Genomic DNA, 7,608 nt, shown 5'->3' with positions numbered 1-7,608 from the left:
GCACCACTGGATCCCGGGTCAAGCCCGGGATGACGGATTCTGAACGGTCCATGTGATTCATCATGACTTACCAATAGGAGCGGTTCAGCCAGCGCTGCACGGAAAGCAGGCCGGTCACGCTTCGTGGGGGATGAAGCCGTGGTCGAGCACTCTCCGCAGTATTCGTGGGCAAGTCAGATCGGGAGAACCTTTTTGTCCAGAGCGGACATCATTCCATCGGCACCCACGGACTGACAACAGGCACGCCCGTCGGCTTGAAATCGTCGACGTTGCGCGTAACCACAGCCATGCCATGCACAAGGGCCGTTGCCGCGATGAGAGCATCGCGCTCGCTACGCTTGTCGGGCACGTGCAACCGGGCGCAGCGTTGCGCCACGGCGGTGTCGACGGGCAATGTGCGGCTCGAGAACTCGGGCACTACGTGCTGCTCCAGCCACGCGCGCAGCAAAGCCCCTTGCTTCGCGTCCTTCCGTTCAATCGACAGAACGCCAAGTTCCAGCTCCATGATGGTGATGGCCGACACAAAGAGGTCGGCCGCATCAACGCTTTCCGTCCATGCCGTCACGTTCGCATCCGCCTTGCCAAGTCGAACCTTGCGTAGCTCCGACACGACGTTGGTATCAAGAACGTACATCATGAAAAATCAGCCGGCCGGGTTTCGATGGTCACGCGCGGCGGGTCGAATTCGATGTCGGCACTACCCGGCATCGCCAATGCATCGGCAATATTGCGCCGCTGCCTTGTGAGCCGCTGATAGTCCTCAAAGCTCAGAAGCACATGGGCCGGCCGGCCTCGATCAGTAATGAATACCGGCCCGCTGTTTGCAGCCCTTTTCGCCTCGCTCGCGGCCTGGTTGAACTCGCGGCTTGATATGGTGGTGATGGTCATGACGGCACCTCGCCTGCCCGGTTAATGTAGCGACGTTACTACGCTCACCGGGTGAGCACAAGCCAGTCAGGAAGCCGGGACTGATGAGGCCCGAAAATGCATGAATTCGTCGCCCCGGGTTTGTCGAAGGGCGGCTTCGACAGGCTCAGCCCGAACGGGAGTTGAGACTTCTTCGGGCCATTCTCTGCGTAACCTCTGTGCCTCTGCGTCTCTGCGGTAGGTTCTGAATCGTCATGCCGCGTTTTGCCTCCTCGGTGCAGCCCGCCCGCGCCGCCTTTCAAGGTGCCGTTTTTGCTATAGTCAGGCCCGCCAAAGACTCAGCAAAAGGTGAAATTGTGGATTGGAATCAGGAGTTGCTCGCCAGCGTCATCTGGCTGGCGAAAGCGTTCTTCATCAGTCTGATCGGGCTCGGCGCGGTGATCGTGGGGCTTGGGCGGCTCACCGTCTGGGGCCGCCAGTTCCGCGTGATCACGGCCGAATACTTCAATCCGCGGCGGCACAAGGCGCCGCTCCTCTGGCTGGCGCTGATCGTCTTCATGACGCTCTTCTCGGTGCGCATGAACGTGCTCTTTTCGTTCTGGTACAACGGCTTCTACAGCGCGATGCAGAACCTCGACGGCAAGGCGTTCTGGTTCATGCTCTTCGTGTTCAGCGTGCTGGCGACGATCCACGTGGCGCGCGCGCTGATCAACTTCTACCTGCAACAAGCCTTTCTCATCCGCTGGCGGACCTGGCTGACCAACTCGCTGATCGAGCGCTGGCTCGACAAGCAGGCGTATTACCGCAGCCAGTTCGTGCCGGAAAGCGCGGACAACCCGGACCAGCGGATCCAGCAGGACGTCGAGAGCTTCGTCAGCAGTTCGCTCTCGCTGTCGATGGGCTTGCTCGACGCCGTGGTCTCGCTCTTCGCCTTCACGATCATCCTGTGGAATCTCTCGGGCGCGCTCGCACTGCTCGGCGTCGAGATCCCGCGCGCGATGGTGTTCATGGTCTACGCCTACGTGATCGTCGCCACCGTGTTCGCCGTCAAGATCGGCCGCCCACTGATCGCGCTGAACTTCCTCAATGAGAAGCTGAACGCCAACTTCCGCTATGCGCTGGTCCGCCTGCGCGAGTACGGCGAGAGCATTGCTTTCTTTCGCGGCGAAACGGTCGAGCGCAACAACCTGCTGACGCGCTTTGCCGGCGTGATCGCCAACATGTGGGCGATCGTCTTCCGCTCGCTCAAGTTCCAGGGCTTCAACCTGGCGATCAGCCAGGCGGCCGTCGTCTTCCCCTTCATCGTCCAGGCGCCGCGCCTGCTCAGCAAGCAGATCACGCTCGGCGACGTGATGCAGACCTCGCAGTCCTTCGGCCAGGTGCAGGACGCGCTCTCCTTCTTCCGCACCTCCTACGACAACTTCGCCGGCTACCGCGCGGTAATCAACCGGCTGTTCGGCTTCCTCGATTCGATGGACTCGGCCGAGCAACTCGCCAGCGCACGCATCGCGCCGGCGACGCAGCGCTTCGCCGTCGACGCGCTGACGGTACGAAAGCCTGACAACAGCGTGCTCATCGAGAACCTGAGTCTGTCGCTGCCCGCCTCTGCCGCCCTGCTCGTGCGCGGGCGCTCCGGCATCGGCAAGACGACGCTGCTGCGCGCCATCGCCGGCCTGTGGCCATACGCCGAGGGAACGGTCAGCCGGCCGGTCGAGGGGCAGTCGCTGTTCCTGCCGCAAAAACCCTACCTGCCGCTCGGCACGCTGCGCCAGGCGCTGTTCTACCCGGCCGCGCCGCAAACCGGGGACACGGTCGCCGACGCCGCCGAAAAGGCACAGGCAATCGACGTCTTGCGCCGCTGCCAGCTCGGGCATCTCGCCAGCCGCCTCGACGACGAGGCCGACTGGGGCCACTCGCTCTCGCTCGGCGAGCAGCAGCGCCTCGCCGTCGGCCGCGCGCTGATCAACCGGCCACAGGTGCTCTTCCTCGACGAGGCGAGTTCGGCGATGGACGAAGGGCTGGAACACGCGATGTATCAGCTGCTGCGCGACGAGCTGCCGGAGGCGGTGCTGATCAGCGTCGGCCATCGCAGCACGCTGCTCGAATTTCACACGCACGAGCTCGAAGTGCTTGGTGGCGGCAAGTGGAACGTGCAGCCGTTATCAACGGGTTCGGCTGTTTCGGCTGCACCGGCCTGATGACCGACGCGAGAGACGCGGCAGCAGTCAAGCGCTACCTGCCGTGGGTGGTCGCCGTCGCGCTGTTCATGGAGAAGCTCGATTCGACGATCATCAACACGGCGATCCCGGCGATGGCCGAGAGCCTGCAGGTGACGCCCTTGAGCCTGAAGGCGGTGGTCACCAGCTACATCCTGAGCCTGGCCGTCGGCATCCCGATCAGCGGCTGGATGGCCGACCGCTTCGGCACCCGGCGTGTTTTCAGCGCGGCGGTCGCCATCTTCACGCTGTCGTCGGTGCTGTGCGGCCTCTCAATCAACGTGCCGATGCTCGTCGCCGCGCGCATCTTCCAGGGCATTGGCGCGGCGATGATGATGCCGGTCGGGCGCCTGACGATCATCCGCACCTTCCACAAGTCCGAACTCCTCGCGGCGATGAACTTCGTCATCATCCCCGCGCTGATCGGCCCCTTGCTCGGGCCGACGGTCGGCGGGCTGATCGTGCATTGGCTGCCGTGGCGCGCCATCTTCTTCGTCAACATCCCGGTCGGGATCGTCGCGCAATGGATGATCCACCGCCACATGCCCGACTACCACGGCGACCGCACGCGGCCGCTCGACGTGATCGGCCTCGTCCTCTTCGGCTGCGGCACCGCGCTGCTCTCTTGGCTGCTGGAGATTTTCGGCGAACACCGGCTCGACCCGACCTCGACCGGCGTGCTCTTCGTGCTGTCGCTCGCACTGCTCGCCGCCTACGGCTGGCACGCGCGACGCACGCGCGACCCGCTGCTGCGTCTCTCCCTGTTCCACATGCGCACCTTCCGTGTTTCGGTGCTTGGCGGCTTCATCACGCGTCTCGGGATCGGCGGCCTGCCCTTCCTGCTACCGCTCCTCTACCAGATCGGCATGGGCCGGCCGGCGTGGCAATCCGGCCTCTTGATGATGCCGGCGACCGTCGCGGCGATGGGCATGAAGCTGTGCACCGCGCCGATCCTCAAGCGCTTCGGCTACAAGCGCGTGCTGACCGTGAATACGTTGATGATCGGCGTCACCATCGGCCTCTTCTCGCTGCTCACGACGGAAACGCCGGTCGCCTTCATCATCATGCTCGGACTGGCGCAGGGCTTTTTCAACTCGCTACAGTTCTCGAGCATGAACACGATGGCCTACGCCGACATCCGCACCGAGGATTCGAGCATGGCGAGCAGCATCGCCAGCTCGTTCCAGCAGCTGTCGATGAGCTTCGGGCTGGCCGTCGGCTCGCTCGTCACCGCCTGGTATCTCGGCGATTTGCCGCAGTCCGACCGAATCGCAGTGATGAACGCGCTGCACCACGCTTTTTTGACGCTGGGCGCCGTCACCCTCGTCTCGTCGCTGGCCTTCTGGACGCTGCGCAAGAACGACGGCGAGAGCGTCAGCCAGGGTCGGGCCGCGTGAGTAACGAATTCGGGCATTGCCATGTCCGTTCGCCCTGAGCCTGTCGAAGGGCAAGATGACCACGCAGTACGCCGTTTCATGCCCTTCGGCAGGCTCAGGACAGGATTCGATGCCCCGAAGGAAATCCCCTTGGGGGACAAGCTCACCAAGAACGGTTGAAAAGCTGTTAGTCGCTTTGACGATTTTCGATCACTTTAGAGAAAGGGACTCGCATGAAGATACTCGTCACCGGCGCCTCGGGACTCCTGGGCCGCTCCCTGATGGCCGAACTGGCGCCGCTCGCCGGATCGGCAGACGCGCTGATCGGCACGGCGCATTCGCGCCTCAAGGCGCCGCTCCGGCGACTCGATCTGACCGACGAAACTGCGGTCCGCGCGGCGTTCGCCGAATGGTCGCCGGAACTCGTCGTGCATTCCGCCGCCGAGCGCCGGCCCGACGTCGTGGACGGCGACCCGGCGAGCGCCGAACGCCTGAACGTCGATGCCACGCGCCTGCTTGCCGAACTGGCTGCGGCGCACGGCGCGCGCTTCATTTATCTCTCGACCGACTATGTCTTCGACGGCACAAAGCCCCCCTATTCCATTGACGCCGAGACCGCACCGCTCAACGCCTACGGGCGGATGAAGCTGGCCGGCGAGGACGTCGTGCGCGCGGCGTATGCGCGCCGTGGCGAGCAGGACTTCGCGCTCCTGCGCATCCCGATCCTCTACGGTCGCGTCGAAACGCTCGGTGAGTCACCCGTCACCGAACTCGCCGCCAAGGTCTTCGAAGGCAAACCGTTCAAGGCCGAGGACTGGGCGGCGCGCTACCCGGCGCACGTCGACGACGTCGCCCGCGCGCTGGCGCTGATCGCGGAACAGTTGCTGAAAGGCGCGCCCGACACTGGCGGCATCTACCACTTCGCCAGCGGCGAGCAATTCACCAAGTACGGCATGGCGCGCGTGATCGCCCAGGTGCTCGGCGCCGATGCTTCGCTCATCACGCCCGACCCCAACCCGCCGGCCGGCGCACCGCGTCCGAAGGATTGCCGGCTCGATGCTTCACGGCTCGCGGCGCTGGGTTTCGTACCGAGGATTCGCTTTGCGGACGGGGTGCGCGAGGCGCTTGAGCCTTTCAGGAAGCACTGACACCGCCGTGCGCTCCTGCTGTAGGAGCTCAACTCGCTGAGCGATAACGGCATTTCTTCGTAAAGACGCCCAATCGCCCGGTAAAACCGGGCTCCTACAAAAGGTCGGTCCGCCCAGCTCAGCCCAGCACCGACCTCACCGCCTCACGGCGACCGCGCCGGCATCCTTGGCGCGGCGCAGGGTGATCGACGAGCAATTGGTGGGTGTGGGCTTGCGGCTGTAAATCCAACTTCCGAGCTTATTGCGAATCCTGATAGTGACCGACATCTCATCTCCCGTTCGTGGTGAGCCTGTCGAACCATGAACCTAAAAACCTCACCGCAAAGGCGCGAAGGCGCAAAGATCGCAAAGGAAACAACGGGTTGATCGTACTTGATCATTCACCCTATGGGTGACTACGCAAGATACGCGCCGTTCGCGTAGCCCTTTGATTTTCTTTGCGAACCTTCGCGCCCTTCGCGCCTTTGCGGTGAAGAACTGAGGTTTTAAGGATGAACAGCCCAACCGCGTGGCGTCGCCCATTTCGGCAGGACGGATGCGGAAGAGCGGGCCGTCACTTTTGATGCGTTCACGCCCCCTGGATCGCCACCCGCGCACTCTCGATCTCCCGACACAGTTCCTCCTCGCTGGGCAGGATCAAACGGTACTTGCTGGCCATGACCTTTCCTGCAAAACGCCGGCGCGATAGAGCATTCGCTCGACGTAGCAACAACCCTCCGGCGGTTGCGTTACGAGTTCGCCGTCTTCGTCCAAATAAACTTCATCTCGCGCAGGCCCCCAATTGAGGTGGTAAACGTTGTCCTTCACCATCAAGGCCACCTCTTTGTCATCGTAGAAGCTGCCATTCGCCCGCCCGAGTGGTGACGATTTGCGTAACAGAATGAAGGAATCCACTTGGAACTTCTTGCCAACCAACGTCGTTAAGCGGTTCGTGAGTTCAACAAGATCGCCATTTGTCGCCAGCTTTACCTTGGCATTGGGAGTATTCAGCGAATTCAGGTCATAGATGCCCGACTGCCCCTTCGGATCGACCAGCAGGATGTGCGTGCACTTCTTGCCCACCACCCACAGCACGAAATCCGGGAAATAGGCGCGCGTTTCCGTATCGAGATACACCCCGACCGAGCGCAGGCTTTCGACGTTGCGCATCAGGTAGAAATCGAACCCCTTGAGGCGCCCCTGATTAACCGGGTTCCCCAGAAACACATGCAAGTCTTCGACGAACTTCCGCTCGCCGGGGTTGAGCGCATCCGGGCTAATGGCAATCGACTTGAACTTGAGTGCTGAAACCGCCTTGTCCGCGCCGTCCTTGAGCAAAGGCGCGTAGATGTGGCGCGATTCGTTCAACTCCAGGCAAAGCTGCTCCGGAAACTCCTTTTGCGGATAGGTACGCTCGAACTCCTCCAGTTGATCTTTCTTCTCGAACTCGATGCGCACATCGTAATGATCGATGAAATCGCCCGGCTGCCCGGCTTCCGACTGCCGCAGCGGTTCATCAAAGCGATAACGCCGCTTGTTGATGTCGTAGATCAGCTTGTGATGCAGTTGCGCGACGGCATCGGAAACGGTCTGCCACAGCAGCTCCTCGCGGTGCGCGAAACCCACGTCCGCCCATTCCCGGTGATAGTCCACGCCGTTGACGCAATCGAGCAAGTCGCCGGGCGACAGCAACCGGCAACCGCCGGCCCCGCCAGAAACCTCCCGCAACAACTGCATCGCCCGCCCGCGCACCAGCGTTTCCATGCGCCGCTGCAAATCCGCCCCCGCCGCAAACGCCAACGCCGCACCTGCCCACAAATTCCGCAGGTTCTGCGCCAGATTGTGCGATTCCGCCAAGGCATCCGGCCGGTAATCGAGCTGGATCACGCAGCGCGAAAGCTCGCCCGTTGTTTCCTCCGCGCCGTCGAAATACGCCCACCGCCACCTGTTATTGGCCTGCAAAACCGCCTGCAAGCGCGGCTCCGTATCCTCGCGCCCGACCTTGAACACCGGCAGCTTTTC

The 7,608-nt window shown here is 62.7% G+C and carries 7 protein-coding genes; 3 read left to right on the top strand and 4 right to left on the bottom strand.

Going from position 1 to position 7,608, the window contains the following annotated elements; translation table 11 throughout:
• Positions 1-208: 208 nt before the first annotated feature.
• Positions 209-637 carry a type II toxin-antitoxin system VapC family toxin gene (locus KBA32_RS14985; RefSeq protein ID WP_294360547.1) on the bottom strand — a complete coding sequence of 143 codons (429 nt, stop codon included), beginning with the start codon at positions 635-637 and terminating at the stop codon, positions 209-211.
• A complete protein-coding gene (locus KBA32_RS14980) occupies positions 634-888 on the bottom strand; it encodes a type II toxin-antitoxin system Phd/YefM family antitoxin (RefSeq protein ID WP_294360543.1) in 255 nt (84 codons plus the stop codon). Before KBA32_RS14980 ends, KBA32_RS14985 begins: the two co-directional genes overlap by 4 nt.
• Positions 889-1,223: 335 nt before the next feature.
• Here KBA32_RS14980 and KBA32_RS14975 point away from each other — a divergent pair, with 335 nt between their 5' ends.
• From KBA32_RS14975 to KBA32_RS14965, 3 genes are all read left to right on the top strand, one after another.
• Entirely contained in the window at positions 1,224-3,065 is a 1,842-nt protein-coding gene (locus KBA32_RS14975) for an ABC transporter ATP-binding protein/permease (RefSeq protein ID WP_294360541.1), read from the top strand.
• Positions 3,065-4,480, top strand: coding sequence for a DHA2 family efflux MFS transporter permease subunit (locus KBA32_RS14970; protein ID WP_294360537.1), 1,416 nt, complete (start codon positions 3,065-3,067; stop codon positions 4,478-4,480). Before KBA32_RS14975 ends, KBA32_RS14970 begins: the two co-directional genes overlap by 1 nt.
• Before the next feature lie 212 nt (positions 4,481-4,692).
• Positions 4,693-5,607 carry an SDR family oxidoreductase gene (locus tag KBA32_RS14965; protein ID WP_294360534.1) on the top strand — a complete coding sequence of 305 codons (915 nt, stop codon included), beginning with the start codon at positions 4,693-4,695 and terminating at the stop codon, positions 5,605-5,607.
• A gap of 135 nt (positions 5,608-5,742) precedes the next feature.
• Here the strand turns inward: KBA32_RS14965 and KBA32_RS14960 are convergent, their stop codons facing one another.
• Together KBA32_RS14960 and KBA32_RS14955 are read right to left on the bottom strand one after the other, a co-directional pair.
• A complete protein-coding gene (locus KBA32_RS14960) occupies positions 5,743-5,874 on the bottom strand; it encodes a hypothetical protein (protein WP_294360532.1) in 132 nt (43 codons plus the stop codon).
• Between the two features lie 369 nt (positions 5,875-6,243).
• On the bottom strand, positions 6,244-7,608 hold a 1,365-nt coding region (locus KBA32_RS14955), incomplete at its 5' end, for a hypothetical protein (RefSeq protein WP_294360529.1).

This window comes from Propionivibrio sp. (genome assembly GCF_017995515.1).
Lineage (GTDB): Bacteria > Pseudomonadota > Gammaproteobacteria > Burkholderiales > Rhodocyclaceae > Propionivibrio.
The sequence above is the reverse complement of the archived record's forward strand: the minus strand, read 5'-3'. Positions and strand labels throughout refer to the sequence as shown.

Excerpts from the sequence above, each read along its gene's own strand:
- KBA32_RS14985 (WP_294360547.1), bottom strand. The coding sequence starts at position 637 with ATGATGTACGTTCTTGATACCAACGTCGTGTCGGAGCTACGCAAGGTT.
- KBA32_RS14980 (WP_294360543.1), bottom strand. The coding sequence starts at position 888 with ATGACCATCACCACCATATCAAGCCGCGAGTTCAACCAGGCCGCGAGC.
- KBA32_RS14970 (WP_294360537.1), top strand. The coding sequence starts at position 3,065 with ATGACCGACGCGAGAGACGCGGCAGCAGTCAAGCGCTACCTGCCGTGG.
- KBA32_RS14965 (WP_294360534.1), top strand. The coding sequence starts at position 4,693 with ATGAAGATACTCGTCACCGGCGCCTCGGGACTCCTGGGCCGCTCCCTG.
- KBA32_RS14960 (WP_294360532.1), bottom strand. The coding sequence starts at position 5,874 with ATGTCGGTCACTATCAGGATTCGCAATAAGCTCGGAAGTTGGATTTAC.